This is a genomic window from Achromobacter denitrificans NBRC 15125, assembly GCF_001571365.1.
Classification (GTDB): Bacteria; Pseudomonadota; Gammaproteobacteria; order Burkholderiales; family Burkholderiaceae_B; genus Achromobacter; species Achromobacter denitrificans.
Genome location: NZ_BCTQ01000007.1, coordinates 163,203 through 187,557 on the forward strand (window position 1 = coordinate 163,203; position 24,355 = coordinate 187,557).

A 24,355-nucleotide genomic window follows, 5' to 3' on the forward strand; every position below is an offset into this window, starting at 1 on the left:
GGCCGGAATCCGCGCGCTTCCTCCCGGAGGCGCGCGGGGCCCTAGGCCGCCGCGGCGGCGGGCGAGGCGGCCGCGCGCATGCGAGACGACGCCAGCCTCACGCCCAGCAGGATCATGACGAAGCCGTAGGCATGGAACAGCTGCGGCGCTTCGCCCAGCAGCGGCCAGGCCAGCAGCGCCGCGTAGACCGGCACCAGGAACATGGACAGGCCGGCGGTGGCGGGGCCGGCCTGGCTGATCAGCCGGCCGTACACGTAGTACGCGCCCAGGCTGGGCACCACCGCCAGGAACAACAGCACCGCGGCCAGGCGTGGATCGGCCCAGGGCGGCATGGTGCCCGAGGCGGCTTCGATGGCGGCAAACGGCGCCAGGGCCAGCACGCCTCCCAGCATCAGCGTGGCCAGCCGGGCGCTGTCCGGCACCGCGGGCAGGCTCAGGCGTTTCTGCAGCACCGTATAGAGCGCCCACCCGGTGGCCGCAAACAGCACCCACAGGTCGCCTTGGCCGAATGCCAGATGGGCGAGCGCCTGCGCATCGCCGCGCGACAGCACCACCAGCACGCCGCCCAGCGCGAGCGCCAGGCCCGCGCCGCGCAGGGCCGACAGGGGCTTGCGCCAGATCACGGCCTCCAGCAGGGCCACGAGGATGGGGCTGCAGGAAAAGATCAGCGCGATGTTCGTCGCGCTGGTGGTCTGGGCGCCGATGTATTGCGGCGCCACCGCCACGCCCATGCCCAGCACCGCCAGGGGCAGCAGCGCCGGCAGGCCGCGCCGCAGCGCGTGGCGGTGCGCGCGCAAGGCGGGCGCCGCCAGCGGCAGCAGGATCAGCAGGGCGATCAGCCAGCGGCCGAAGGCCAGGAAAACGGGAGGGAGGCTGGCGTCGTGGGCCCAGCGGGCCGCGACCATATTGGAGGCGAATAGCGCCGGGGCGGTGAAGAGCATGGCGGTGCCGGACAGGCCCAGGCCGGATCTTGCGGGTGCTGCTGCTGCGAAGGACATGGTTTCCCGCCGCGCGGATCGGCGCGCGGCATGATGCGTTGGAACTGGCGGCGCTCGCGCCGGGTTGTGCCGCAGCGTCAGCGCCGAAATCCGCCGGCCGGGATAGGCGGCCGTCTTGGAAGAGAGTCTAGGGCTTGGGCGGGAAAATAGGTTTCCGGATTCACGCCGAATTTACGGATGGTGGAAAATAGTTATCTTGTAAAATCAGTTTTTAAAGAGATATTCTCTTCTGGTGCTGCCTTCCATGTCCGTCACGCCCAAAATCGACGAAACCGACCGCAAGATCCTGCGCGCGCTGCGCGCGGACGGACGGCTCACCAATCTGAAGCTGGCCGAGCAGGTGGGGCTGTCGCCCACGCCGTGCTGGAACCGCGTCAAGGCCTTGGAAGAGGCCGGCGTGATCGAAGGGTACGCGGCCTTGCTCAACCAAAAGGCGCTGGGGCTGCCCGACACCGTCATGATCGAAGTCACGCTGGAGCACCACGACGACGAAACGCTGGCGCGCTTCGGCGAAGAGATCACCCGCCTGCCGGAGGTGGTCGAGGCCTTTCTCGTCACGGGCGAGTACGACTATCTGATCAAGGTGGCCGTGGCCGGCACCGAAGGCTATGAGGCCTTCCTGCGCAAGCGGCTGTACAAGCTGCGCGGCGTGCGCCACAGCCGTTCCACGTTCGTATTGCGGCGCCTGAAGCACACGCCGTCGGTCGAACCCTGAGGGGCGCTCAGCCGCCGATGAATTCCTGGATGGCGCCGTTGAAGGCGCGCGGATTGCCCAGGTTCATGCCGTGCGAGGAGCCGGTGATGGTCACGCGGTGCGCCTGCGGCAGCCACTGCGAGAGGGCGTCGAGCACGGCGGGATAGGGGGCGGGGCTCAGCGCGCCGCCGATCAGCAGGGTCGGCAGCGCCAGGGTGCCGATCTGCGCGGGCGTCAGGGCCTCGGGCGTTTCCAGCGCCTGGCCGAACAGCGTGCCGACGTTGTCGCGCACCATCTCCTTGAACCAGGGCACCATGCGCTGCCAGGTGTCGGGGCCGGTCACGGTATCGACGAACAGCGCCAGGCCTGTTTCGACCTCTCCGTCGCGGATGAGCGCCAGCGCGCGCTGGCGGAAGCCGCCGCGCAGGTCGTCCTCGCCGGGCAGCGGCAGGCCGGGATCGGCCAGGGTCAGGCTGCGCAAGGCATCGGGCTGGCGCAGCGCCGCTTCCAGGGCGACGCGGCCGCCGCGCGAATGGCCCACCAGGTGGGCGGGGCCGCCCGCCACGGTGTCGATGAACTCCAGCACGTCGCTGGCATGCTGATCGATCGAAAAGCCCTCGCCTTCGCCGTCCCAGGTTTCCGGCCAATAGCGGCGCAGGCATACCGCCAGCACGCGGAAAGACCTGCCCAGGGGCGCCATCTGCGATTTCCAGTAGCGGCAGTCGGACAGGGATCCATGCACCAGCACCAGGGGCGCGCCGCTCCCGTATTCGGTGTAGGACATGGCATAGCCGCCGATCAACGCGGTTTGCAGGGGCAGGACGGGTTCGGAACGCATGGGTGTCGAGTGGAGGGCCAGGCCCGCATTCTAGCCCGCCGGGCGCCGGAGCCGTCCCGCCCGGACGCTGATAAACTCGCTTTCGACCCGCCGGCCGGCGGTCCGCGCCGGCCCTTCTAGAACGGAGCCTGCCCCGATGTCCCCCGAATCCCTTGCGGCCTTGCCCGAATCCGCCCAACGCGTCGCCCGCCTGTTGCTGGAGCTGGGGCACGACAAGCCCGTCGTCGTCCTGCCGCAAACCGGCAAGACCTCGGCGGAGGCCGCGGCCGGCCTGGGCTGCGAGGTCGCGCAGATCGCCAAGTCCATCATCTTCCGGCGCGCCTCGGACGACGCGCCGGTGCTCGTCATCGCCAGCGGCGTCAACCGCGTGGATGAAGCGAAAGTGGCCGCGCAAGTGGGCGAGCTGGCCAAGGCGGATGCGCGCTTCGTGCGCGACATGACTGGCTACGCGATCGGCGGCGTCTGCCCCATCGGCCACACGGTCAAGCCGGTGATGCTGCTGGACGCGGACCTGTTCAACTACGACAGCCTGTGGGCCGCCGCCGGGCATCCGCATGCCGTGTTCAACCTGACGCCGCGGCAATTGGCCGACATGACCGGCGCGCCGGTCGCGGACGTGGCGCAGCGCGCCTGAGTCCGCCCTAGCGCGGGTGCGCTTCGAGGCCGTCGATCAAGACCTGCCGCAGGCCCCGCGAGCAGGTTTCGACGCGCCCCTGGACGCCATAGACGGCCGCCAGCGAGGCGGGCGTGATCACGTCGGCGGGAACGCCCACCGCATACAGCCGGCCGCCCTGGATCATGATCGCGCGGTCGGCGTGCTGCAGCGCCGCGTTCAGGTCGTGCAGCACGATGAGGCTGATGAGGCCGTGCTCCCGCGTTTCCTGCCGAAGCAGCCGCATGACGTGGAATTGGTAGTTCAGGTCCAGGGCCGACAGCGGCTCGTCCAGCAGCAGCACGCGCGGATGGCGCACCAGCGCCTGGGCCAGGCCCACCAGCTGCTTCTGTCCGCCCGACAGCGCGTCCAGGTAGTGCAGCGCAAGGTGCGCGATGCCCAGGCGTTCCAGCAGCCGTTCGATGGCCTGCGGGTCGGCGGACGACGCCTCGCCGCCGCTGGCCTTGGCCGCCACCAGCACCGACTCGAAGACACGCAGATGCACCGCGGCGGGCAGGCTCTGGGGCAGGTAGACCACGCGGCGGGCGCGTTCGCCGAAGCTCTGGCGGATCAGGTCCTGCCCACCCAGCGCCGCGCTGCCGGCCCGGGCGCGGACCAGGCCCGCCAGGGCCTTGAGCAGAGTGGATTTGCCGCTGCCGTTCGGGCCGAGCAGGGCGGTGACTTCGCCGGCCTCCAGGGCGGGGATGGTCAGGCCGTGCAGTACGTCCTCGCGACCATAGCCCGCGGTCAGTCCGTTGACGGCCAGCGCGGTGTGGGCGGCTGGCGTCATGGAAGCTGCCGCCGCAGCACGACCGATACGAAGAACGGGATGCCCACCAGCGCGGTCACGATGCCGACGGGCACCACCACCCCCGGCACAAGGTTCTTGGACGCGATGGACGCCAGCGACAGGATCAACGCGCCCACCAGGGCGCTGCCCGGCAGGTAGTAGCGGTGGTCCTCGCCGAACAGCCGGCGCGCGATGTGGGGCGCCACAAGCCCGATGAAGCCTATCGTGCCGACGAAGGCGACGGCCAGCGACGACAGCAGGCTGACCCGCGCCAGCGCCGCGACGCGCACGCGCCGCACGTCCACGCCGAAGCTGGCCGCGCGGTCCTCGCCCAGGCGCAGGGCGGTCAGCTTCCAGGACTGGCGCATGGCCAGGGGCAGGGCCAGCCCGAAGGCGGCGGCCAGCACGCCCGCGGTGATCCAGCTGGAACGCGTCAGGCTGCCCATGGTCCAGAACACCAGGTTCTGCAGGGCTTCGGCGCTGGCCATGAACTGCACCAGCGATACCAGGGCGTTGAAGGTGAACAGCATGGCGATGCCGAACAGCACGACGGCCGAGGTGTTCATGCCGCCCCAGCGGGTCACGGCGTCCAGCAACAGCGCCGCCAGCAGGGCGAACAGGAAGGCGTTGCCGGCGATCAGCCAGCCCGGCGGGATGCCCGGCATGCCCAGTTGCAGCACGATGGCCAGCGAGGCGCCGAAGGCGGCCGCGGACGAGACGCCCAGGGTGAAAGGGCTGGCCAGCGGATTGTTCAGGATGGTCTGCATCTCGGCGCCCGCCAGCCCCAGGGCCATGCCCACCAGGGCGGCCATCAGCGCGGACGGCAGGCGGATGTCCCAGACGATGACCCGGGAGGTCGGGTCGGCCGCGCCGGGATCCGTCAGGGCCTGCCAGAGATCGCGCCATGGCAGGCCCGACGGTCCGACGGTGAAGTCGGCCAGCAGCGCCAAGAAAATCGCCGCCAGCAGCAGGGCGATAAGCCCTGCCCGGCGGCGCAGGATGTGCCGGTAGGCGGCAACCGCGCTTGCGGTTGGCGGCATTACTGCAACAGCTGCAGCCGGCTCTTGGCCGTGCCGGCGGCCGGCGTGGTCGGGTAGTCGCGGACGATGCGCTGCAGCGTGGCCTTGGCGCCGGCGCGGTTGTTCAGCTCGATCTGGCTGCCGGCGATGACGAGCAGGGCGTCGGGCGCGCGGGCATTGTCGGGCGACTTCTGGACCATGGCGTTCAGCTGGTCGATGGCGCCCTTGAAGTCCTTCAGCGCATAGCGGCTGCTGCCCAGGTAGAACTGGGCGCTGGGCGCGAGCTGGCTGGCAGGATACAGGGCGGTGAACGCGGCCAGCGATTCGGAGGCGTCCTTGTACTGGCCCTTGCGGAACAGGTCGATCGCGCCGTCATAGGCGGCCTGTTCCTGGGGGTCGCCGGCGGAGGCGCCCGGCGGATTGGTGCTGCCGGTCGCGCCGCCCGGCTTGGCGCTGGGCTGCTGGCGCGACACCAGTTCGAGCTGGTCGCGCAGCTGGGCGACTTCCTGCTGCAGGGCCTGGATCTGGTCGGCCAATTGCAGCTTGGCGCGCTGGCTCTGCTCGTTCTGCTGTTGTACCTGCTGGCGCAGATCCAGGATGGCCCGGCGGGCCTCATCGTCGGAAAAAGCATGGGCCGGGGCCGCCAGGGCCGCAAGCACCAAGCCAGTGGCCACAATCAGAGGACGCAGGGACAGAACGTTATCGCGCATGAAAATTCCCGGGTATAAAAACAAACGTCGGGACGGCCGGCTGACCGTCCCGACGCGTGGTAGGACACTCGACTATACGGAGAGTTTAGCGGCGATAGACGATATCGGCGCGACGGTTTTCCGCAAAGTCAGCTTCCGACGTACCGGTCGCCTTCGGCTTTTCTTTACCAAAGCTGATGGTTTCGATCTGGTTGTCGCTGACGCCCAGCAGGGTCATCATGCGGCGCACGGCGTCCGCACGGCGCTGGCCCAGGGCCAGGTTGTATTCAGCGCCGCCGCGTTCGTCGGTGTTGCCTTCGATCTTGATGGTCTGCTGCTGGTGCGAGGCCAGGTACTTGGCGTGGGTTTCGACCAGGCCGCGGTACTGATCCGACACCGTGTAGCTGTCGAAGTCAAAGTATACCGAGCGCTGTTGCGCCAGGATGCTTTGGGGGTTGAAGGGATCAAGGATCTGGCCGGAGGCCGAGGATCCTTGGCCAGCGCCTCCGCCCTGACCCGCTTTATCGTCGAGAGGGACGGAGCTGCAAGCTGCCAGCGTGGCAGCCAGAGCGGCGATGGTTAGGCTTTTGGCAATGCGCGACTTCATGATAGTTCCTTTGCAAAGAGAGTCACACGTGTTATCGGGTAAATGGGCCCCAAGTCGGTTCACGTATTTCCCCGTTCAGTACCGAAAGCGTCTGCCGTACGCGGCCATCGCTCGAGACACCCGCAAGCACGCTACGGCCATTTTGGATGGCGGCGTAAAGGACTTGCATGCCATTCGGCGCAAAGCTCGGGGACTGATCGTCACGACCATCAGTCAGCAAGGTCTCGGCGCCTGAGGACAGGTTCAACGACGCGATTCGAAACGCGCCGTCGCGTCTTGCAACGTACAGCAGCGTCGATCCGTCGGGGGAAATTCGGGGTGAGATGTTGTAACCACCATTAAACGTGAGGCGGCGTGCTTCGCCACCACTCGAGCCGGTCTGATAGATTTGCGGCCCGCCGCTGCGGTCACTCGTAAAGATAATGGATGCCCCGTCCGGCGTAAAGCTCGGTTCGGTGTCGATGCCGGGAGAACGCGTAACTCGGGTCGGATTGGACCCGTCGGTCGCGCCAACGATGTAAATTTGCGACAAACCATCGCGGGTCAGGGCCACGGCCAGCTTGGAGCCGTCGGGCGACCAGCCGGGGGCGCTGTTGTTGCCCTTGAAGTTGGCGACGGGAGCGCGCGCGCTCGACGCCAGATTGTGCACGTACACGACGGGCTTGCCGGACTCGAAGCTCACGTAGGCCAGCTTGGAGCCGTCGGGCGACCACGACGGGGAAATGATGGGCTCGCGCGAACGCAGCGCCACTTGCGGGTTCTGGCCGTCGGCGTCCGCCACCTGCAGTTCGTAGGTGGCGCCCTTCTTCAGCACATACGCGATACGCGTCGAGAACACGCCGCGAACGCCGGTGATCTTCTCGTAGATGCGGTCGGCGATCTGGTGGGCGACGCGGCGCAGCTCCTGCTCGGTCCCGGAGAACGCCACGCCGTCGAGCTGACCCTTCTTGACCGTGTCGGCCAGGCGGTAGCGTACGTCGTAGCGGCCGTCGGCACCGCGCGAGATGCTGCCGTAGGCGATGAAGTCCGCGCCCTTGGCGCGCCAATCGTCATGGGCAATGGGGGAGTCGACGTTCAGGCCGGAGCCGGCGGCATTGATCAGGCGGAACTGGCCCGTGCGGGTCAGGTCGGCGCGGATCACCTCGGCCAGGGCGCGGCCGTGGGTGTCGTCGACGGCAAAATCGGCGATCGCCACGGGGTACTGGGTAGCCCCAGTGCCCGAGATATCGACACGCAGCTGGGCGTGGGCGGGTTTCATGGCCATCAGGCAGGCCAGCGCCAACAGCAGCAGGCCGAGTCCATACGATCGCCAGAGAGCGAGTTGGGGTACTCGTCGGCTATAAGCGGGAGTCATATTCTTCAATCTCCTGTCAATCATACATTCTGTACACAACGTCAATAATGGGTTCGTAGCGGCCCGTCGAGGGCTTCGGGAAGGGGTTGCAGCGGCGGATGCCCGTCTCGACCGCGCGGTCGAAGCCTGCATTGCCCGAAGAACTGGTCAAGGTCACGCCATTGACCTTCCCGTCGGAACCTAACTGTACCCGGTATTGTGCCGTGGGATTTTCCGATCCGCTGCGAGGCGGGGGCGGATACGCCACCCCGGGCTGCACGCAAGCGCGGACCTTGGCGCCGTAGCCGCTGTCGCGGCCGCCGCCCGCCTGGTTGCGGTCGGCCGTGCCGCCAGGGATGCCGGCGGCGCCCATGGCGTCATTGCGGAATGCGTCCTTCAGCGCCTTGTCGGCGGCCGCCTTCTTGGCGGCTTCTTCCTTGGCCTTCTTCTCGGCAGCCGCCTTCTTCTCGGCGGCAGCCTTCTCGGCCGCGGCTTTTTCCTCGGCAGCCTTCTCCGCGGCCGCCTTTTCGGCAGCCGCCTTCTCGGCGGCGGCCTTCTTGGCGGCGTCGTCCTTGGCCTTTTTCTCGGCGGCGGCCTTGTCGGCGGCGGCTTTCTCGGCCGCGGCCTTCTCGGCGGCAGCCTTTTCGGCGGCCTGGCGTTCCTGTTCCAGGCGCTTCTTCTCTTTCAGCTCGGCCTGCTTGCGCTCTTCCTCCAGGCGCGCCTTTTCCTTGGCGGCTTCGGCGGCCTGGCGTGCCTTTTCCTCCGCTTCGCGCTTCTTCTTGGCTTCCTGAAGCGCGATTTCGGGGTCGACCTCTTCGGCCTTGGGCTGGGCCACGGGTTCCGGCTTGGGCGGAGGGGGCGGCGGCGGGGGCGGCTCGGGCGCCTTCTCGGGCTCGGGCTCGGGTTTCGGCTCCGGCTTGGGCTGCGGCTTGGGTTGTTCGGGTTCGGGCGTGGGCGGAGGCGAGACGGGTGAATTGCCGTCGGCCCAGAGTTCCACCTGGACGGGGCCGGGGTTCTCCGAGCGCCAGTTCACGCCAAAGATCAGGACGATCAGCAGCAGCACGTGCACCGCGACGGCCAGGATCAAAGCCTTGCGATTGTCGTGGTTGGGCGGGGGGGCCGGGGGGCCGCTGCGATGTCGAATAATGGGTGGCGTCATGAGCGTTGCATGCCGGCGGCGCCGGCGGAAGGCGTCGCGTTAGCGTTTTTTCGCGGGAGCGGGCTGGGAGGCGCCGGAGGATTGGTCCACCAGCAGACCCAGGCGGGTGATGCCGTTGGTGCGCAATTCATCCATGACCTTCACTACCGTCTCGTACGGCACCTTGCCGTCGGCGGCGATGACCACCGGCGTTTCGGCCGTAATGCGCGAGCGCACCTGCGCCACCAGCTCGGGGCGCGCGATGTCCTGCGGCGTGGCGCCGGGTTCGCGCATGCGCAGGGCGAGCTTGCCGTCTTCCGAAATCTGGACTTCGAGCGGCTTGACCGGCACCTCGGAGGCGGCGCCTACCGAAGGCAGCTGGATCAGGCCGGGCGTGATGAGGGGCGCGGTCACCATGAAGATGACCAGCAGCACCAGCATCACGTCGATGTACGGCACCACGTTGATGTCGGCCTTCATGCGGCGGCCGGACCTGCCGCGTGAGCTTACCGAGGGCATTAGCGCACCTGCCGTTGCAGAATGTTCAGGAACTCATCGACGAAGCTGTCGAAACGGATCGAAATGCGGTCGATGTCGTTCGTGAAGCGGTTATAGGCGACCACGGCCGGGATGGCGGCGAACAGGCCGATGGCGGTGGCGATCAGCGCTTCCGCGATGCCGGGGGCCACCGAGGCCAGCGTGGCCTGCTGCATGTTCGACAGGCCGATGAAGGCGTGCATGATCCCCCAGACCGTGCCCAGCAGGCCGATGTAGGGGGAAACCGAGCCGGCGGAGGCCAGGAAGTTCAGGTGCGATTCCAGCGCGTCCATTTCGCGCTGGTAGGCAGCGCGCATGGCGCGGCGCGGGCCGTCCAGCAGGGCGGTGGCGTCGCCCGTGGCGTTGCCGCGGCGGGCCTTCAGGAATTCGGTCATGCCGGCGTCGAAGATGCGCGCCAGGGCGCCTTGTTCGTCGCGGCGCGAGGCCACGGCCTGTTGCAGCATGGACAGGTCGCCGCCCGACCAGAAATCGTCTTCGAAACGGCGGGTCTGGGCATGGGCGCGCTTGATGGCCAGGCGCTTGGCGAAGATGTAGGTCCAGGACATGATCGAGATGCCCAACAGCATCAGCATGATCAGCTGGACCGGCACGCTGGCGTGGGAGATCAGCGAAAGCAACGACATGTCGTTGGTGACTTGCATGGTTATTCCTGAATGAATTCCAGTTTGGCGCGAACGTCAGCCGGCAACTCCGCCGGCCGCATGTGAATGGCATCGACGCAGCAGACTTGGATGTTGCCTTCGGCAAGCAGTTCCCCGTCGCGCTCCGCGCGCTGCGCGAAGTGTATCGAAGCGCGGCCCAGTCGTGTGACCCGGCTGCGTATGGTAAGCAAATCGTCCAGTCGAGCCGGCTTCCGGTAGGACATGTCCAGCGCGCGGACGACGAACAGCCGCTGCTCGCTGGCGGCCAGTCCTGACTGGTTGACCCCCAGGTCGCGCAGCCATTCGGTGCGTGCGCGCTCCAGGAATTTCAAATAGTTGGCGTAGAAAACCACTCCGCCTGCGTCCGTGTCTTCATAGTAGACACGGACTTGCAGGACGGATTCGAGGGACTTCGGGTCGGTCACGATACGGATAGGCAGATTTCGGGGTCGGGACGCGGGAAGTCCGTAGTTACTACAAGGTTTACAGGGTGTCGAGTTTCGTCAGCACGGCTTCAAGCGCGGACTCTACCGGAATCTTGGCCGCTTCGGTTTCCCGACGGGCCTGCAATTCCACCACACCATCGTTAAGCCCGCGTTCTCCAACTGTTACACGCAGGGGCGCGCCGATCAATTCCCACTCGGCGAACATCACGCCCGGGCGGGCATCGCGGTCGTCCAGCATGACGTCGACGCCGCGCGCCAGCAGGGATTCGTAGAGCTTCTGGGCGGTGTCACGCACCGTTTCACTTTTGCCCCAGCCCACCGGGCAGATCACCACCTCGAACGGCGCGATCGCGCGGGGCCAGATGATGCCGCGGGCGTCGTGGTTCTGTTCGATGGCAGCACCCACGATGCGGGTCACGCCGATGCCGTAGCAGCCCATTTCCAGCACCGCCGGCTTGCCGGTTTCGTCCAGGAAGGTGGCCTTGAGGGCTTCCGAGTACTTTTTGCCCAGGTAGAAGACGTGGCCCACTTCGATGCCGCGCTGGATCGACAGGGTGCCCTTGCCGTCCGGGGAGGGATCGCCGGCGACGACGTTGCGCAGGTCGGCCACCAGTTCGGGCTCGGGCAGGTCGCGGCCCCAGTTCACGCCCTGAATGTGGAAGTCTTCCTTGTTCGCGCCGCAGACGAAGTCGGCCATGTTGGCCACGGTGCGGTCGGCGACGACGCGCACCGGACGGGCGGTCTTGACCGGGCCCAGGTAGCCGGGCTTGCAGCCGAAGTGCTCGACGATCTCGGTTTCCGTGGCGAAGCGGAAGCCGGCCAGGCCGGGCAGCTTGCCCGCCTTGATTTCATTGAGCTCGTGGTCGCCGCGCAGCAGCAGCAGCCAGATTTCCGCGCCCTTCTCACCGTCGGTGGCCAGCACGATGGATTTGATCGTGCGCTCCAGCGGCAGGCCCAGCAATTGGGCCACGTCCTCGCACTTGGCCGCGCCCGGCGTGGGCACGTCGGCCATGGCCTGGGTGGCTTCGCCGCGCGTGGCGTACAGGGCGGGCGCCTCGGCCAGCTCGATGTTGGCCGCGTAGTCGGAGTCGGCGTTGTAGACCAGCAGGTCTTCGCCGGTGTCGGCGATCACCTGGAATTCATGGCTGCGGGTGCCGCCGATCGAGCCGGTGTCGGCCGCCACCGCGCGGAATTCCAGGCCCAGGCGGCCGAAAATGCGCATGTAGGCGTCGAACATGATGTCGTAGCTGCGCTGGGCGCCGGCTTCGTCGCGGTCGAAGGAGTAGGCATCCTTCATGGTGAATTCGCGGCCGCGCATCAGGCCGAAGCGGGGGCGGCGCTCATCCCGGAACTTGGTCTGGATGTGATAGAAGTTCACCGGCAGCTGGCGGTAGCTGTGGATTTCATTGCGGGCGATGTCCGTAATGACTTCCTCGGACGTGGGCTGCAGCACGAAATCGCGCTGGTGCCGGTCCTTGATGCGCAGCAGCTCGGCGCCGTACTGTTCCCAGCGCCCCGATTCCTGCCAGAGCTCGGCGGGCTGGACTACCGGCATCAGCAGCTCGATGGCGCCCGCGGCGTTCATTTCTTCCCGGACGATGGCTTCCACCTTGCGGATGACCTTCAGTCCCAGGGGCATGTAGGTGTAGATGCCGCCCGCGAGCTTGCGGATCATGCCGGCCCGGGTCATCAGCTGATGGCTGGCGACTTCGGCCTCGGAGGGGGCTTCTTTGAGGGTGTTGATGTGGTAGTTGGATGCGCGCATGTTTAAAGGTGGCAGCAGATACGTATAATCGACCGTAATTGTATTGAATTCGGTGGGGGTGGCCCATGCTTGACCGCGAAGGCTACCGCCCCAATGTCGGCATCATTCTCGTCAACGGTAGAAACGAGGTCTTTTGGGGCAAGCGTATCAGGGAACATGCATGGCAGTTCCCCCAGGGCGGCATCAAATATGGCGAAAGCCCGGTGCAGGCCATGTATCGCGAACTCCATGAAGAGGTGGGCCTGAAGCCCGAGCATGTCCGTATTTTGGGGCGTACACGCGATTGGTTACGTTATAACGTGCCCGATCACTTCGTCCGGCGTGAGTGGCGCGGCCACTATAAAGGACAAAAACAGATTTGGTTCTTGTTGCGCCTGGTCGGACGTGACAGCGACGTTTGCTTGCGCGCGACGCAGCATCCGGAATTCGATGCCTGGCGCTGGAGCCAGTATTGGGTGCCCCTGGATGCCGTGATCGAGTTCAAGCGCGACGTCTATACCCAGGCGTTGAACGAGTTGTCGGCTATCCTCTTTCGGCGTCACCACGAAACTCGCTACTTGCGCCAGCGGGTGCACGGACAGCGGGCGGCAGAGAATTTGCCCGAAGGAACGGACGGTCATGCGCATATTGTTGGTTGAAGACGAACGGGACATGGCGTCCTGGTTGATGCGCGCGCTCGCCCAGAGCGGGTTCGTGCCTGACCACGCCGCGGACGCCAGGACAGCCGAAGCCTTCATGGCCGGCACGGAATACGACGCCATCGTCATGGACCTGCGCCTGCCCGACAAGCACGGCCTGGTGGTCCTGCGCGAAATGCGCAACCGCGACGACCGCACTCCGGTCTTGCTGCTGACCGCCCAGGGCGCCCTGCAAGATCGCGTGCGGGGCCTGAACCTGGGCGCCGACGACTTCCTGACCAAGCCTTTCGCGCTGGAAGAACTGGAAGCGCGGCTTACGGCCCTGGTGCGTCGCAGCCGCGGCCGCCAGCATCCGCGCCTGCAATGCGGTTCGCTCTCCTACGACAGCGAAAGCCGCGCATTCACCCTGGACGGTTCCCTGCTGTTCCTCACGCCGCGCGAGCACGCCGCCCTGGCGGCGCTGCTGACCCGCAGCGGCTATCCGGTGGACAAGTCCCAGCTGTTCGGCAAGGTCTTCACGCACGACAGCGAAGCCAATCCCGACGCCATCGAGGTCGTGCTGCATCGCCTGCGCAAGAAGCTGGCCGGCAGCGACGTGCGCATCGTGACGGTGCGCGGGCTGGGCTACATGCTGGAAAGCGTCGCCAGCGAGTCGGCTTGAGCCTGCGGATTCCCGGGTTGCCGCGCGTCGGCATCCGCGCGCTGCTCATCATCCTGCTGCTGCCGGGAGTGGTGGTGCTGCTGGTCGTGGATAGCCTGAACGACTATCGCACGTTGGCCGAGATCACCAACGAAGCCTACGACAGTGCGCTGGTGGAGCCGGCGCGCGTCCTGGAAAGCAGCCTGGAGTTCACGCCCGACGGCAACTTGCAGGTCGCCACGCCGCTCTATGCGCAGGTGATGCTCGAATCCCGGGCGGGCCTGCGCAAGTACTTCCGCATCGAGGAAATCGATCCGCCGCTGCCGGACGGTTCGCCGGTGCCCAGGGACGCGGGCAAGACCTTGCTCGGCATGCCGGAAATGCCGCGTCCGCCCACGTGGCCGCGTTCCAATGGCCAGCCGGTCTTCTACGACAGCGTCTATCGCAACGATCCGGTGCGGGTCGTCGCGGTGTTGCGCGACCTGTACTACCAGGGGCAGCATCGCCAGGTGCTGGTCGTCGTGGCCGAAAGCACCGGCAAGCGCATCGAAGCCGAGAACCGCGCGCGGCGCCAGGAAATCCTGCGCGACACGCGCATGCTGGCGCTGGTGGTGCTGCTGGTCTGGTGGGGCGTGTCGTGGGCGCTCAAGCCCCTGCGCCGGCTGCGCAACGACATCCGGGGGCGCCGCCCCGACGACCTCACGCCGCTGGATGCGTCGCGGGTGCCCAGCGAAGTCTCCCCGCTGGTCGATGCCGTCAATCACCACATCGCGCGCTACCGCCGCGTGCTGGATGAACAATCGCAATTCCTGGCCGATGCGTCGCATCAGCTGCGCACGCCGCTGGCCATTATGCTGACGCAGGCGCAGTACGCGCTGCGCGAGCGCGATCCGGCGCGGGCGCAGGAGGGCTTGCGCGCCATCGTCGACCAGCTCGGCCGCACCCGCCGCCTCACCGAGCAGCTGTTGTCGCTGGCGCATGCCAATCAGGCCGACCAGCTGCCGCGGCAATTGCTCGACATGAACGCGGTGTCGCGCGAAGTGGTGCTGCAGTATCTGCCGCTGGCGCACGAAAAGCAGCAGGACCTGGGCTGGGTGCATGCCGGCGCCGAAGAAGGGCTGGAAACGCCCGTGCCCGTCTCGGGCAACGAGGCGGAGCTGCACGAGGCGCTCTCCAACCTGGTGCACAACGCCATCCACTACGCGCCCGCCGGCGCGCGCATCACCGTGTCGGTCTGCCGCGTGGAGAACCGCGCGGAAGTCGCCGTGTCCGACAACGGGCCCGGGCTGGAACCGGTGCTGCGCAAGCGCGCTTTCGCGCGCTTCGAGCGAGTCGGCACGGACAGGCCCATCGCCTCGTCCGGTTCGGGCCTGGGCCTCGCCATCGCGCGCGCCTACGCGCGCCGCAACGATGGCGATATCGAACTGCGCGACGGCGAACCGAACGGGCAGGGCGGTGTCGGTCTGGCCTCGGTGCTGTGGCTGCCCATCGCCTCGACGGTCTCGCAGTATCCGCGTCCGGCCGACGTCGAACTCAAGGGCGATCAATAGCCCGTCGCGCATTCCGCTTTCACCGCTGCTTACACAAGAGATCCGCCTTCCGGTCAGGGATTACCCCTGGATTCAGGATTGCGACAGCGCGTAGAAAGCGGATTCGCAGCTTCCTTCCGTAATCTGCGCAGCGGCCTGTCGTCAGAGGCCGGGTGGCGTCCGTCCTGGGGCGGCACCTCCAAGGGCCGGCATGTGCCCTGCATTAGGAAGGAGGATGACGTGCAAAAAACAATCAACAGAAAGGACTACTACGGCGGAGCGCTGATGGTCCTGATCGGCCTGGGGGCGATCTACGGCGGCACCGACTATCACATCGGTTCGCTGAGCCACATGGGCCCGGGTTTCTTTCCCGCGGCGTTGGGCGGCCTGCTGGCGTTGACCGGCGTGCTGATCGCGATTTCGGCGCGCTCGGGCGAAACGACCGCGCCGGCGCCCGGCGAGGGTCATGGCCATGGGCTGCCCGATTTCCGCGGCGGCGCCTGCATTCTGCTGGGCATCCTGGCCTTCCTGCTGCTGGGCCATTACGGCGGCCTGCTGCCCGCCACGTTCGCCATCGTGTTCATTTCCGCGCTGGGCGATCGCAAGAACACGATCAAGCAGGCATTCCTGCTGTCGGCCGCCATGGTCGCGATCGCCGTCGTCGTTTTCTGGTGGGCGCTGCAACTGCAGCTGCCGCTGTTTCGCTGGGGTTGAAGCGCCATGATCTCCCAATCCTTGATGGACCTCTGGTACGGCTTCGGCGTCGCGTTCCAGTGGCATAACCTGATGTGGTCGTTCTTCGGCGTGCTGGTGGGCAACCTCATCGGCGTGCTGCCCGGCATGGGCGCGCTGTCGGCCATTTCGATTCTGCTGCCGCTGACCTACGTCATGCATCCGGTGCCCGCCATCCTGATGCTGGCCGGCATCTTCTACGGCTCGCAGTACGGCGGCGCCATCGGCGCGATCCTGCTCAACCTGCCTTCGCATCCGCCCCACGCGGTCACCTGCCTGGACGGCTATCCGCTGACCAAGCAGGGCAAGGGCGGGACGGCGCTGGGCATCACGATGATCTGTTCGTTCTTCGCCGCCTCGGTGGGGATCATCGTCATGATCTTCGCGTCGCCGCTGCTGGTGGAAGTGGCTTTTAAATTCGGCCCTACCGAAATCTTCTCGATCATGCTGCTGGGCCTGCTGGCGGGCGCGACCATGTCCCGCGGGTCGCCGCTAAAGGGCGTGGCGATGACGCTCTTCGGCCTGATGTGCGGCGTGGTGGGCACGGATGTGAACACGGGCACCATCCGCTTTTCGTTCGGCCTGCTGGACCTGTCCGACGGGCTGGAGCTGGTGGCGATTTCGATGGGCCTGTTCGGCGTGGCCGACTTCCTGATGAGCGTCAACCGCATGAGCATCATCGGCAGCGGCGCCAAGCTGCGCCTGAAAGACATGCGGCCGAGCCGGCAGGAACTGAAGACCGCCTTCTGGCCCATGGTCCGCGGCACCACCGTGGGCACCCTGTTCGGCGCCATGCCCGGCACCGGCCCCACGATCACCACGTTCGTGGCCTATGCGCTGGAGCGCAAAATCTCCAAGACGCCGGAGAAATTCGGCACCGGCATGATCGCCGGCGTGGCCTCGCCCGAGGCGTCGTCGCACTCCAAGACGCAGGTGGACTTCATCCCGACGATGAGCCTGGGCATTCCCGGCGATGCCGTGATGGCGCTGATCCTGGGCGCGCTCCTGATCCAGGGCATCCAGCCCGGCCCGCAGCTGATCACCGAGCATCCGGACATCTTCTGGGGGCTGATCGCCAGCTTCTGGGTGGGCAACGTGCTGCTCATGGTGCTGAACGTGCCGCTGATCGGCGTCTGGGTGAAACTGCTGCAGGTGCCTTACCGCTACCTGTTCCCATCCGCCTTGTTCTTCATCGCGGTGGGCGTGTTCAGCACGCAGAACAGCCTCTTCCAGATCTGGGAAGTGCTGGCGTTCGGCGTGATCGGCGCCATCCTGATGACGCTGGAATTTTCCGTGGCGCCCATCCTGCTCGGCTTCGTGCTGGGGCCCATGGTGGAAGAGAACTTCCGCCGCGCGCTGCTGCTCTCGCGCGGCGACCTGGCGGTGTTCGTGGAGCGTCCCATCAGCGCCTGGTTCATCGCCGCCAGCGCGCTGCTGATCCTGCTGCAGGTGTGGGCGTTCATCCGCCGCGGCCGGAACAAGGGGGACAAGCCCGAAGTGCCGCAAGCGGCCTGACCGGATTCCTTTCCGGCAAGCAAGCGGCCCGGCCCATGCCGGGCCGTTTGATTTGTGGCGCGGCATCCCTCATGCTTGGGGTTCCCTGAGTTCCGCACATGAAAGCCACCATGCACATCCTCTTTGCCTGCCCCCACCACGATCCCGACGCCTGGGTTCCGCGACTGGAAGCCGCCATGCCCGGTTGCCGCATTTCGGTATGGGACCCCGAGGGGCCGCCGTCGGGAGCGGACGTCGCCCTGGTCTGGCGTCCGCCGGCCGAGCTCTTCAAGCACGAGACCGGCCTGAAGACGCTGTTCAACCTGGGCGCGGGCGTGGACGCGCTGCTGAAAATGCCCGAGATCCCTTCGCATGTGCGCATCGTGCGCCTGGAAGACGCGGGCATGGCGGTGCAGATGGCCGAATACGCGCTGTACGCGCTGCTGCGGGTCTCGCGCGATTTCGAGGCCTTCGACCATGCCCAGGCGCGCCAGCATTGGGACACCCGTGAAGGCACCCGGCCGGCCGACTGGCCGGTGGGCGTGCTCGGGCTGGGCCAGGTGGGCCTGCGCGTGGCGCAGATCCTGGCCGGCTTCGGCTATCCCGTGGCGGGCTGGTCGCGTTCGCCGCGCGACATCCCCGGCGTCGAGTCCTTCGCGGGCGAAGCCGCGCTGCCGGCCTTCCTGGCCCGCACGCGTTTCCTGGTGAACGTCCTGCCGCTGACGCCGGACACCGTCGGCATCCTCAACCGGGACACGCTGTCGCAGCTCCTGCCCGACGCGCACCTGGTCAACGTGGGCCGCGGCGAACACCTGGTCGAGGACGACCTGATCCAGATGCTCGAAGAGGGCGAGATCGCCGGCGCCACGCTGGACGTGTTCCACACTGAGCCGCTGCCGCGCGATCATCCGTTCTGGCGCGACGAGCGCGTGCACGTGACGCCCCATATCGCGGCGCGCACGCTGCGCGACGAGAGCATCGCGCAGATCGCGGGCAAGGTCGCGCAACTGCTGCGCGGCGAGGAAATCAGCGGCGTGGTGGAGCGTTCGCGCGGCTATTGAACCGCCGGCGCGGGCGCCTTCTCCAGCCGTTGGTACATGGAGGGCAGGCGCTCCGACAGGAAATCGAGCAGAGCGCGCACGGCGGGCATCATGCCCCGCCGCGACGGGTAGATGCAGTGGACGATGCCCTCGGGCGATTGCCACTGCGGCAACACCAGCACCAGCTGGCCGCGTCGCAACTGCTCATGCGTCGCGATCGAAGGCAGCAGGGCGATGCCCCGTCCGCGCACCGCCGCTTCGGTCAGCACGATGAAGTCGTTGCAGGATAGCTGCGGCTTCAGTTCGACATGCACTTCCTCGCCCTTGTCGTTGCGCAGCGGCCAGCGCACTTCGTGCTGCGGGTCGCTGAAGCTCAGCGTGGTGTGGGTGGCCAGGTCCTGGGGCGTATCGGGCACGCCGTGGCGCTGCAAATACCCCGGGCTGGCGACCAGCGTGCCGCGCGCCGTGCCGAAATGGCGCACCACCAGCTCGGCGTCCGTATCCAGCTTGGTGCGCACCCGCAGCGCCAGGTCCACGCCTTCGCGGATCAGGTCCACGCGGCGGTTGGTCACCAGCAACTGCACCGAAATCGCGGGCCATGCGTCCAGGAATTCAGGCAGCAGCGGCGCCAGCACGTCCTGCGCGATGGAGACCGGGCAGCTCACGATGACCGGCCCGCTCGGTTCCGACTGCAACTGCCGCATGGCCTCGTCGGCCGCGCGCGCGGACGCCGCCATTTCGCGACAGTAGTGCAAGTAGCGTTCGCCGGCCGAGGTCAGCCGCAGCCGCCGGGTCGTGCGCTGCAAGAGGCGCACGCCCAGGCTTTCCTCCAGGTGCGAGATCCGGCGCGACAGGCGGGATTTCGGGATGTCCAGCGCCCGCGCGGCGGCGCTGAAGCCGCCTTGCTCGACGACTTGGGAAAAATAATAGAGGTCATTGAGATCTTGCATGATTGTTCTGTGCCTGGAACGAACAGTTCATCATAACCCTATTTATGTGATCAATTAAGCCGTCTACAGTGAGGCCATGCATTCGGCATCCGCCAACGCCAACCCGGCGGCAGGCCAAACCCCCCGGCTAGATCCGGAACGGGCGCGGCGATGGCGGATCCCGCCGCCCGCGATGCGCGGGCCCCACTGGAGATATTTGCAATGAAGACCCTGGTTATCCTTTCCTCGATTCTCGGCGACCGTTCCAACAGCAAGCAATTGGCCGATCACCTGATTGCGCGCGTCAAGGCCGCCAACCCGGCCGCGGCCGTCAAGGTGCGCGACCTCGGCGCCCAGCCCATCCCGTACTTCGACGGCAACACCGCCGGCGCGCTGTTCACGCCCGCCGATGCGCGCACCGTCGAACAGCATCGCATCGTCGAAATGGGCGACACCCTGATCGCCGAACTGATGGAAGCCGATCGCATCGTCTTCGCCGTGCCGATCTACAACTTCAACCTGCCCGCCCAGTTCAAGAGCTATCTCGATCACGTCGCCCGGGCCGGGGTCACGTTCCGTTATACGTCCGAAGGCGTGCCCGAAGGGCTGATCAAGGGCAAGCAGGTGTTCGTGCTGACCGCCCGCGGCGGCAAGGCCGAAGGCACGCCGTCCGACACGCTGACGCCCTACCTGCGCCAGATGCTCGGTTTCCTGGGCATGTCCGACGTGACGTTCATTGCCGCCGAAGGCATGGCCCTGGGTGAAGTCGCGGTCCTGGAAGGCCTGGCCCAGGCCAAGCAGCGCATCGACGCGCAGCTGGCCGACGCCGCGCCCGCCGGCCTGGCGGCGTAAGCTTGCGGAAGCACGCAAGGAAAAGGCGGGCCCGCGGGCCCGCCTTTTTTATCGGCCGCGCCGCGGCGTTCAGTCGCGCAGGCGCTTGATGAGGCTGGACGTATCCCAGCGGCCGCCGCCCAGTTTCTGGACATCGCCGTAGAACTGGTCCACCAGCGCGGTCAGCGGCAGGCGGGCGCCGTTGTGGCGGGCCTCGGCCAGCACCAGCCCGAGATCCTTGCGCATCCAGTCCACCGCGAAGCCGAAGTCGAATTTGTCGTCGACCATGGTGCCGCCGCGGTTCTCCATCTGCCAGCTTTGCGCCGCGCCCTTGCTGATCACGTCCAGCACCAGCTTCATGTCCAGGTCGGCCGCCTGGCCGAAGGCGATGGCTTCGGACAGCCCCTGCACCACGCCGGCGATGCAGATCTGGTTGACCATCTTTGCCAGCTGGCCCGCTCCCGGGGGACCGACCAACGTGACCGCGCGGCCGAAACTCTGGGCCACCGGCTTGATGGCGTCGAACACAGCCTGCTCGCCGCCACACATGATGGTCAACACGCCATTGACCGCGCCGGCCTGGCCGCCCGACACCGGCGCGTCCACGAAATTCAGGCCCAGCTCCTTGGCCTGCGCGTACAGTTCGCGCGCCACGTCGGCCGAGGCCGTGGTGTGGTCGACGAACACGGCGCCCGGCGCCATGCCCGCGAAGGCGCCGTCCGGCCCCAGCACGACGCTGCGCAGGTCGTCGTCGTTGCCCACGCAGGCGAAGACGATCTGCGCGCCCGCGACCGCTTCGCGAGGCGTGGCGGCGCTCTTGCCGCCGAACTCGGCCGCCCAGGCCTGGGCCTTCGCCGGCGTGCGGTTGTAGACGGTGACGTCGTGCCCCGCGCGGGCCAGGTGGCCGGCCATGGGCAGGCCCATCACACCCAATCCGAGGAAAGTGACTTTCTGGGCTGCGACCGCGTCGTAGCTCTTGGTACCGATGGTTGCCATGCAGGGAACTCCGCTCTATGAGGGTAAGGTCAGTCTGAGGACACTAACCTTAACGCAATCAAAAGCCCGCGGCGAGTCCGTCGCGCCTGCTGTCGCTCGCGCTGACGTAGCCGTCGACCGCCGGATCACCCAGGCGCCAGATGAACTGGCCCGATCCGAAGTCCATGTAGGGGTCTTCCAGGCCCTCCAGCACGTGGCCGCGGGCACGCAGGCCCTGGGCGACGGACGGGGCCAGGCCGGCCTCCACGTCGACCGCCAGGCCGTGGTTCCATTTCCAGCGCGGCGCGTCGCAGGCGGCCTGGGGCTGCTGTCCGTAATCCAGCATGCGAACGAGCGTCTGCACCTGCCCCTGGGGCTGCATATTGCCTCCCATGACGCCGAAACTCATGACGGGGGCGCCGTCGCGCATCAGGAAGCCGGGAATGATGGTGTGGAAGGGCCGCTTGCCGCCCGCCACGGCGTTGGGGTGGGCGGGGTCCGTGCTGAAGCAGTGCCCGCGGTTCTGCAGGCTGACGCCGGTGCCGGGCACCACCACGCCGGAGCCGAATCCCATGTAGTTCGATTGGATGAAGCTCACCATCATGCCGTTCCTGTCGGCGGCGGTCAGGTAGACCGTGCCGCCCTGCGGCGCATGGCCGCTGGCGAAGGCCTGGGCCTTGGCCGGGTCGATCAGGCGCGCGCGTTCGGCCAGGTAGCCGGGCTGCAGCATCTGCTCGGGCGTCATGCGCATGTGGCGCGGGTCCGCCACGTGGGCGTAGACGTCGGCGAAAGCCAGCTTCATGGCCTCGATCAGCAGGTGCTGCGTATCGGGATGGTCCACGGGCCGCGCCGCCACGTCGAAATGCTGCAGGATGCCCAGGGCGATCAGGGCGGCGATGCCCTGGCCGTTGGGCGGGATCTGGTGCAGAGTATGGCCGCGATAGGGCTGGCTGATCGGCGTCACCCACTCGGGCGCGTAGTCGCGCAGGTCGGCGAGCGCGAGCGCCGCGTCGTGGGCCTGCGCGTGCGCCACCAGCTTATGGGCCGTTTCGCCTTCGTAGAAGTCGCGCCCGCCGGTGGCCGCGATGCGTTTGAGCGTGGTCGCGGCCCCTCGCAGGACGAAGTGCTCGCCGATGTGGGGCGCGCGTCCGCGCGGCAGGAAATGGTCCGCGAAGCCGGGCTGCGGCTGCAGCACGTCGGCCTGCGCCACCCACTTCTCGCGTACGACCGGCGACACGGCAAAGCCGCGCTCGGCGTACTCGATGGCCGGTTCCAGGATGTCGGCGAAAGCCAGGCTGCCCAGCTTTTCGTGCAGGGCGGCCCAGCCCGCCACGCAGCCCGGAACCGTGACGCTGTCCCAGCCTCGGGCTGGGATCAGGCCCTGGTGTTTGCGCCGGAAGTAGTCCGGGTTCCAGGCGGCGGGGGCCGTGCCGGAGGCGTTCAGTCCATGCAGCTTCGAGCCGTCCCAGACGATAGCGAAGCAATCCGATCCCAACCCGTTGCTGACCGGCTCGGTCAGGGCCAACGTGGCGGCCGCGGCGATGGCCGCGTCAACCGCGTTGCCGCCCCTGGCCAGGATCCGCAGGCCGGCCTGCGCAGCCAGGGGCTGGGAGGTGGCGACGATATTGCGGGCAAACACCGGCCGGCGGGTGCTGGGGTAGGGGTTGTTCCAGTCGAAATTCATCTCGAATCATCGCGTGGGGTAAACCCCTAGCTTAACGTAGCGGCCGGAATCTAGGAACGGTCTGTAGTGCGTCGTAATAATTAGTAATTTTTTAGCCGTCGCGATGAACCAAAAAAAAGCCCCCGGCCGGGGCCGGGGGCTTTCGGGGCAGAACCGCCGCCTGACGGCGGCAGGCCATGCCTTAGTCTTCTTCCACGAAGGTCTCTTCGCGCTTCTTGCGGATCGCGGGCAGGGCCACCAGGATCACCAGGAAGACGGCGACGGCCAGCAGCGAGGCGGACAGCGGACGGGTCACGAAGGTCGTGAAGTCGCCGCGCGACAGCAGCAGGGCGCGACGGAAGTTCTCTTCCATCATGGGGCCCAGCACCAGGCCCAGCAGCAGCGGTGCGCCTTCGCACTTAAGCTTGGACCACACGTAGCCGATGATGCCGAAGATGGCGGTGGTGAAGATGTCGAAGGTGTTGTAGTTCAACGAATACACACCGATCGTGCAGAACACCAGAATCGCCGGGAACAGGATGCGGTAAGGCACCTTCAGCAGCTTGACCCAGAGGCCGATCAGCGGGAGGTTCAGCACCACCAGCATCAGGTTGCCGATCCACATCGAGGCGATCAGGCCCCAGAACAGCTCCGGGTGGCTCGTCATGACTTGCGGGCCGGGCTGGATGTTGTGGATGGTCATGGCACCGACCATCAGCGCCATCACGGCGTTGCCCGGGATACCCAGGGTCAGCAGCGGGATGAACGAGGTCTGCGCGGCAGCGTTGTTCGCCGATTCCGGGCCAGCCAGGCCGGCCGGGTGGCCCTTGCCGAAGCGTTCCGGATTCTTCGAGATCTTCTTTTCCAGCGTGTAGGACGCGAACGACGACAGCACGGCGCCACCGCCCGGCAGGATGCCCAGGGCCGAACCCAGGGCCGTGCCGCGGATCACGGCGGGAGCGGCTTCCTTGAATTCCTGCTTGTTGGGATACAGCGAGCCGATCTTGTCGGTGATGTCGACGCGGTTTTCCTTCTGCTCAAGGTTGGTCATGATTTCGGCGAAGCCGAACACGCCCATGGCCACGATGGCGAAGTCGATGCCGTCTTGCAGTTCGGGGATGCCGAAGTCGAAGCGGGCGACGCCCGAGTTCACGTCGGTGCCCACCATGCCCAGCAGCAGGCCCAGCAGGATCATCGCGATCGCCTTGGGCAGCGAGCCCGAGGCCAGCACCACGGCGCCGACCAGGCCCAGGCACATCAGCGAGAAGTATTCGGCGGGGCCGAACTTGAACGCGACTTCAGCCAGCGGGGGCGCGAAGGCGGCCAGCAGCAGCGTGGCCACGCAACCGGCGAAGAACGAACCCAGCGCGGCGATTGCCAGGGCGGAGCCGGCGCGGCCGTTGCGGGCCATCTGGTGACCGTCCAGCACTGTCACCACCGCGGATGTCTCACCGGGAAGCGCGACGAGAATGGCTGTCGTGGAGCCGCCGTACTGGGCGCCGTAGTAGATACCGGCAAGCATGATCAGGCCGGCCACCGGGGGCAGCACGTACGTGATCGGCAGCAGCATTGCGATGGTCGGGACGGGGCCGATGCCCGGCAGAACGCCGATCAACGTGCCCAGAATGCAGCCCAGCAGCGCGTACAGCAGGTTCTCGGGCGTGAACGCCACCGAGAAACCCAACATCAGGTTGTCAAACAATTCCATGACCGGTA

Annotated in this window: 25 protein-coding genes; 9 read left to right on the top strand and 16 right to left on the bottom strand. The window is 67.0% G+C overall.

The genetic code is table 11. The annotated features are described in order from the left end of the window. Nucleotides 1-41: 41 nt before the first annotated feature. Nucleotides 42-998: a DMT family transporter gene (locus ADE01S_RS08510; protein ID WP_242663438.1), complete on the bottom strand. Its 957-nt coding sequence runs from the start codon at nt 996-998 to the stop codon at nt 42-44. Between the two features lie 244 nt (nt 999-1,242). Between ADE01S_RS08510 and ADE01S_RS08515 the strand changes: the two genes are divergently transcribed. Then, nucleotides 1,243-1,713 carry an Lrp/AsnC family transcriptional regulator gene (locus ADE01S_RS08515; protein ID WP_062681250.1) on the top strand — a complete coding sequence of 157 codons (471 nt, stop codon included), beginning with the start codon at nt 1,243-1,245 and terminating at the stop codon, nt 1,711-1,713. Between the two features lie 7 nt (nt 1,714-1,720). On the opposite strand, the gene ADE01S_RS08520 is transcribed toward ADE01S_RS08515, so the two are convergent. Next, nucleotides 1,721-2,530 carry an alpha/beta fold hydrolase gene (locus tag ADE01S_RS08520; RefSeq protein ID WP_062681251.1) on the bottom strand — a complete coding sequence of 270 codons (810 nt, stop codon included), beginning with the start codon at nt 2,528-2,530 and terminating at the stop codon, nt 1,721-1,723. Between the two features lie 136 nt (nt 2,531-2,666). Here ADE01S_RS08520 and ADE01S_RS08525 point away from each other — a divergent pair, with 136 nt between their 5' ends. Continuing rightward, complete coding sequence (locus ADE01S_RS08525) at nt 2,667-3,164, top strand: YbaK/EbsC family protein (RefSeq protein WP_062681252.1); 498 nt, start codon at nt 2,667-2,669, stop codon at nt 3,162-3,164. Nucleotides 3,165-3,171: 7 nt separating this feature from the next. Here ADE01S_RS08525 and ADE01S_RS08530 read toward each other — a convergent pair whose 3' ends face one another. From ADE01S_RS08530 to ADE01S_RS08575, 10 genes are all read right to left on the bottom strand, one after another. Continuing rightward, nucleotides 3,172-3,972, bottom strand: a complete 801-nt coding sequence (locus tag ADE01S_RS08530; RefSeq protein WP_062681253.1) for an ABC transporter ATP-binding protein — start codon at nt 3,970-3,972, stop codon at nt 3,172-3,174. Next, nucleotides 3,969-5,012: a FecCD family ABC transporter permease gene (locus tag ADE01S_RS08535; protein ID WP_062681254.1), complete on the bottom strand. Its 1,044-nt coding sequence runs from the start codon at nt 5,010-5,012 to the stop codon at nt 3,969-3,971. Before ADE01S_RS08535 ends, ADE01S_RS08530 begins: the two co-directional genes overlap by 4 nt. Further along, the gene (gene ybgF, locus ADE01S_RS08540) at nt 5,012-5,701 is read right to left on the bottom strand and encodes a tol-pal system protein YbgF (protein WP_062681255.1); all 690 of its coding nucleotides are present in this window, start codon (nt 5,699-5,701) and stop codon (nt 5,012-5,014) included. The genes ADE01S_RS08535 and ybgF overlap by 1 nt, the downstream gene beginning before the upstream one ends. Nucleotides 5,702-5,786: 85 nt before the next feature. Continuing rightward, on the bottom strand, nt 5,787-6,287 hold the full coding sequence (gene pal / locus ADE01S_RS08545) for a peptidoglycan-associated lipoprotein Pal (RefSeq protein ID WP_062681256.1): 501 nt from the start codon (nt 6,285-6,287) through the stop codon (nt 5,787-5,789). Between the two features lie 31 nt (nt 6,288-6,318). Continuing rightward, nucleotides 6,319-7,641 carry a Tol-Pal system beta propeller repeat protein TolB gene (gene tolB / locus ADE01S_RS08550; RefSeq protein ID WP_062681257.1) on the bottom strand — a complete coding sequence of 441 codons (1,323 nt, stop codon included), beginning with the start codon at nt 7,639-7,641 and terminating at the stop codon, nt 6,319-6,321. A 16-nt stretch (nt 7,642-7,657) separates the two neighbouring features. Next, nucleotides 7,658-8,779, bottom strand: coding sequence for a cell envelope integrity protein TolA (gene tolA, locus ADE01S_RS08555; RefSeq protein WP_062681258.1), 1,122 nt, complete (start codon nt 8,777-8,779; stop codon nt 7,658-7,660). Between the two features lie 39 nt (nt 8,780-8,818). Beyond that, nucleotides 8,819-9,277 (bottom strand): ExbD/TolR family protein, encoded by a 459-nt coding sequence (locus tag ADE01S_RS08560; protein WP_062681259.1) that lies wholly within the window; start codon nt 9,275-9,277, stop codon nt 8,819-8,821. After that, nucleotides 9,277-9,957 (bottom strand): protein TolQ, encoded by a 681-nt coding sequence (tolQ, locus tag ADE01S_RS08565; protein WP_062681260.1) that lies wholly within the window; start codon nt 9,955-9,957, stop codon nt 9,277-9,279. Before tolQ ends, ADE01S_RS08560 begins: the two co-directional genes overlap by 1 nt. A gap of 2 nt (nt 9,958-9,959) precedes the next feature. After that, nucleotides 9,960-10,382 (bottom strand): tol-pal system-associated acyl-CoA thioesterase, encoded by a 423-nt coding sequence (gene ybgC / locus ADE01S_RS08570; protein WP_062681261.1) that lies wholly within the window; start codon nt 10,380-10,382, stop codon nt 9,960-9,962. Between the two features lie 58 nt (nt 10,383-10,440). Next, nucleotides 10,441-12,168: a proline--tRNA ligase gene (locus tag ADE01S_RS08575; RefSeq protein ID WP_062681262.1), complete on the bottom strand. Its 1,728-nt coding sequence runs from the start codon at nt 12,166-12,168 to the stop codon at nt 10,441-10,443. 65 nt (nt 12,169-12,233) lie between these two features. Between ADE01S_RS08575 and ADE01S_RS08580 the strand changes: the two genes are divergently transcribed. From ADE01S_RS08580 to ADE01S_RS08605, 6 genes are all read left to right on the top strand, one after another. Further along, nucleotides 12,234-12,806 (top strand): RNA pyrophosphohydrolase, encoded by a 573-nt coding sequence (locus ADE01S_RS08580; protein WP_042796390.1) that lies wholly within the window; start codon nt 12,234-12,236, stop codon nt 12,804-12,806. After that, the gene (locus ADE01S_RS08585; RefSeq protein WP_062681263.1) at nt 12,787-13,467 is read left to right on the top strand and encodes a response regulator; all 681 of its coding nucleotides are present in this window, start codon (nt 12,787-12,789) and stop codon (nt 13,465-13,467) included. Before ADE01S_RS08580 ends, ADE01S_RS08585 begins: the two co-directional genes overlap by 20 nt. After that, entirely contained in the window at nt 13,464-14,996 is a 1,533-nt protein-coding gene (locus ADE01S_RS08590) for a sensor histidine kinase (protein WP_228468421.1), read from the top strand. The genes ADE01S_RS08585 and ADE01S_RS08590 overlap by 4 nt, the downstream gene beginning before the upstream one ends. Before the next feature lie 264 nt (nt 14,997-15,260). Beyond that, complete coding sequence (locus tag ADE01S_RS08595) at nt 15,261-15,689, top strand: tripartite tricarboxylate transporter TctB family protein (RefSeq protein WP_062681264.1); 429 nt, start codon at nt 15,261-15,263, stop codon at nt 15,687-15,689. A gap of 6 nt (nt 15,690-15,695) precedes the next feature. Beyond that, nucleotides 15,696-17,222: a tripartite tricarboxylate transporter permease gene (locus tag ADE01S_RS08600; RefSeq protein ID WP_062681265.1), complete on the top strand. Its 1,527-nt coding sequence runs from the start codon at nt 15,696-15,698 to the stop codon at nt 17,220-17,222. A 110-nt stretch (nt 17,223-17,332) separates the two neighbouring features. Then, complete coding sequence (locus ADE01S_RS08605; RefSeq protein ID WP_062681286.1) at nt 17,333-18,262, top strand: 2-hydroxyacid dehydrogenase; 930 nt, start codon at nt 17,333-17,335, stop codon at nt 18,260-18,262. Here the strand turns inward: ADE01S_RS08605 and ADE01S_RS08610 are convergent. Next, a complete protein-coding gene (locus ADE01S_RS08610; RefSeq protein WP_062681266.1) occupies nt 18,256-19,191 on the bottom strand; it encodes a LysR family transcriptional regulator in 936 nt (311 codons plus the stop codon). The genes ADE01S_RS08605 and ADE01S_RS08610 overlap by 7 nt on opposite strands. A gap of 201 nt (nt 19,192-19,392) precedes the next feature. On the opposite strand from ADE01S_RS08610, the gene ADE01S_RS08615 reads away from it, so the two are divergent. After that, nucleotides 19,393-20,022 (top strand): FMN-dependent NADH-azoreductase, encoded by a 630-nt coding sequence (locus ADE01S_RS08615; RefSeq protein ID WP_062681267.1) that lies wholly within the window; start codon nt 19,393-19,395, stop codon nt 20,020-20,022. 69 nt (nt 20,023-20,091) lie between these two features. Here the strand turns inward: ADE01S_RS08615 and ADE01S_RS08620 are convergent, their stop codons facing one another. The 3 genes from ADE01S_RS08620 to ADE01S_RS08630 all read right to left on the bottom strand — a co-directional run bounded on the left by ADE01S_RS08620 (nt 20,092) and on the right by ADE01S_RS08630 (nt 24,347). Continuing rightward, nucleotides 20,092-20,997, bottom strand: a complete 906-nt coding sequence (locus tag ADE01S_RS08620) for an NAD(P)-dependent oxidoreductase (protein ID WP_062681268.1) — start codon at nt 20,995-20,997, stop codon at nt 20,092-20,094. A 58-nt stretch (nt 20,998-21,055) separates the two neighbouring features. Then, complete coding sequence (locus tag ADE01S_RS08625) at nt 21,056-22,660, bottom strand: gamma-glutamyltransferase family protein (RefSeq protein ID WP_062681269.1); 1,605 nt, start codon at nt 22,658-22,660, stop codon at nt 21,056-21,058. Between the two features lie 181 nt (nt 22,661-22,841). Further along, on the bottom strand, nt 22,842-24,347 hold the full coding sequence (locus tag ADE01S_RS08630) for a tripartite tricarboxylate transporter permease (RefSeq protein WP_062681270.1): 1,506 nt from the start codon (nt 24,345-24,347) through the stop codon (nt 22,842-22,844). Nucleotides 24,348-24,355 lie beyond the last annotated feature (8 nt).

Excerpts from the sequence above, each read along its gene's own strand:
- ADE01S_RS08510 (WP_242663438.1), bottom strand. The coding sequence starts at position 998 with ATGTCCTTCGCAGCAGCAGCACCCGCAAGATCCGGCCTGGGCCTGTCC.
- ADE01S_RS08515 (WP_062681250.1), top strand. The coding sequence starts at position 1,243 with ATGTCCGTCACGCCCAAAATCGACGAAACCGACCGCAAGATCCTGCGC.
- ADE01S_RS08520 (WP_062681251.1), bottom strand. The coding sequence starts at position 2,530 with ATGCGTTCCGAACCCGTCCTGCCCCTGCAAACCGCGTTGATCGGCGGC.
- ADE01S_RS08525 (WP_062681252.1), top strand. The coding sequence starts at position 2,667 with ATGTCCCCCGAATCCCTTGCGGCCTTGCCCGAATCCGCCCAACGCGTC.
- ADE01S_RS08530 (WP_062681253.1), bottom strand. The coding sequence starts at position 3,972 with ATGACGCCAGCCGCCCACACCGCGCTGGCCGTCAACGGACTGACCGCG.
- ADE01S_RS08535 (WP_062681254.1), bottom strand. The coding sequence starts at position 5,012 with ATGCCGCCAACCGCAAGCGCGGTTGCCGCCTACCGGCACATCCTGCGC.
- ybgF (WP_062681255.1), bottom strand. The coding sequence starts at position 5,701 with ATGCGCGATAACGTTCTGTCCCTGCGTCCTCTGATTGTGGCCACTGGC.
- pal (WP_062681256.1), bottom strand. The coding sequence starts at position 6,287 with ATGAAGTCGCGCATTGCCAAAAGCCTAACCATCGCCGCTCTGGCTGCC.
- tolB (WP_062681257.1), bottom strand. The coding sequence starts at position 7,641 with ATGACTCCCGCTTATAGCCGACGAGTACCCCAACTCGCTCTCTGGCGA.
- tolA (WP_062681258.1), bottom strand. The coding sequence starts at position 8,779 with ATGACGCCACCCATTATTCGACATCGCAGCGGCCCCCCGGCCCCCCCG.
- ADE01S_RS08560 (WP_062681259.1), bottom strand. The coding sequence starts at position 9,277 with ATGCCCTCGGTAAGCTCACGCGGCAGGTCCGGCCGCCGCATGAAGGCC.
- tolQ (WP_062681260.1), bottom strand. The coding sequence starts at position 9,957 with ATGCAAGTCACCAACGACATGTCGTTGCTTTCGCTGATCTCCCACGCC.
- ADE01S_RS08575 (WP_062681262.1), bottom strand. The coding sequence starts at position 12,168 with ATGCGCGCATCCAACTACCACATCAACACCCTCAAAGAAGCCCCCTCC.
- ADE01S_RS08580 (WP_042796390.1), top strand. The coding sequence starts at position 12,234 with ATGCTTGACCGCGAAGGCTACCGCCCCAATGTCGGCATCATTCTCGTC.
- ADE01S_RS08585 (WP_062681263.1), top strand. The coding sequence starts at position 12,787 with ATGCGCATATTGTTGGTTGAAGACGAACGGGACATGGCGTCCTGGTTG.
- ADE01S_RS08595 (WP_062681264.1), top strand. The coding sequence starts at position 15,261 with ATGGTCCTGATCGGCCTGGGGGCGATCTACGGCGGCACCGACTATCAC.
- ADE01S_RS08600 (WP_062681265.1), top strand. The coding sequence starts at position 15,696 with ATGATCTCCCAATCCTTGATGGACCTCTGGTACGGCTTCGGCGTCGCG.
- ADE01S_RS08605 (WP_062681286.1), top strand. The coding sequence starts at position 17,333 with ATGCACATCCTCTTTGCCTGCCCCCACCACGATCCCGACGCCTGGGTT.
- ADE01S_RS08610 (WP_062681266.1), bottom strand. The coding sequence starts at position 19,191 with ATGCAAGATCTCAATGACCTCTATTATTTTTCCCAAGTCGTCGAGCAA.
- ADE01S_RS08615 (WP_062681267.1), top strand. The coding sequence starts at position 19,393 with ATGAAGACCCTGGTTATCCTTTCCTCGATTCTCGGCGACCGTTCCAAC.
- ADE01S_RS08620 (WP_062681268.1), bottom strand. The coding sequence starts at position 20,997 with ATGGCAACCATCGGTACCAAGAGCTACGACGCGGTCGCAGCCCAGAAA.
- ADE01S_RS08625 (WP_062681269.1), bottom strand. The coding sequence starts at position 22,660 with ATGAATTTCGACTGGAACAACCCCTACCCCAGCACCCGCCGGCCGGTG.
- ADE01S_RS08630 (WP_062681270.1), bottom strand. The coding sequence starts at position 24,347 with ATGGAATTGTTTGACAACCTGATGTTGGGTTTCTCGGTGGCGTTCACG.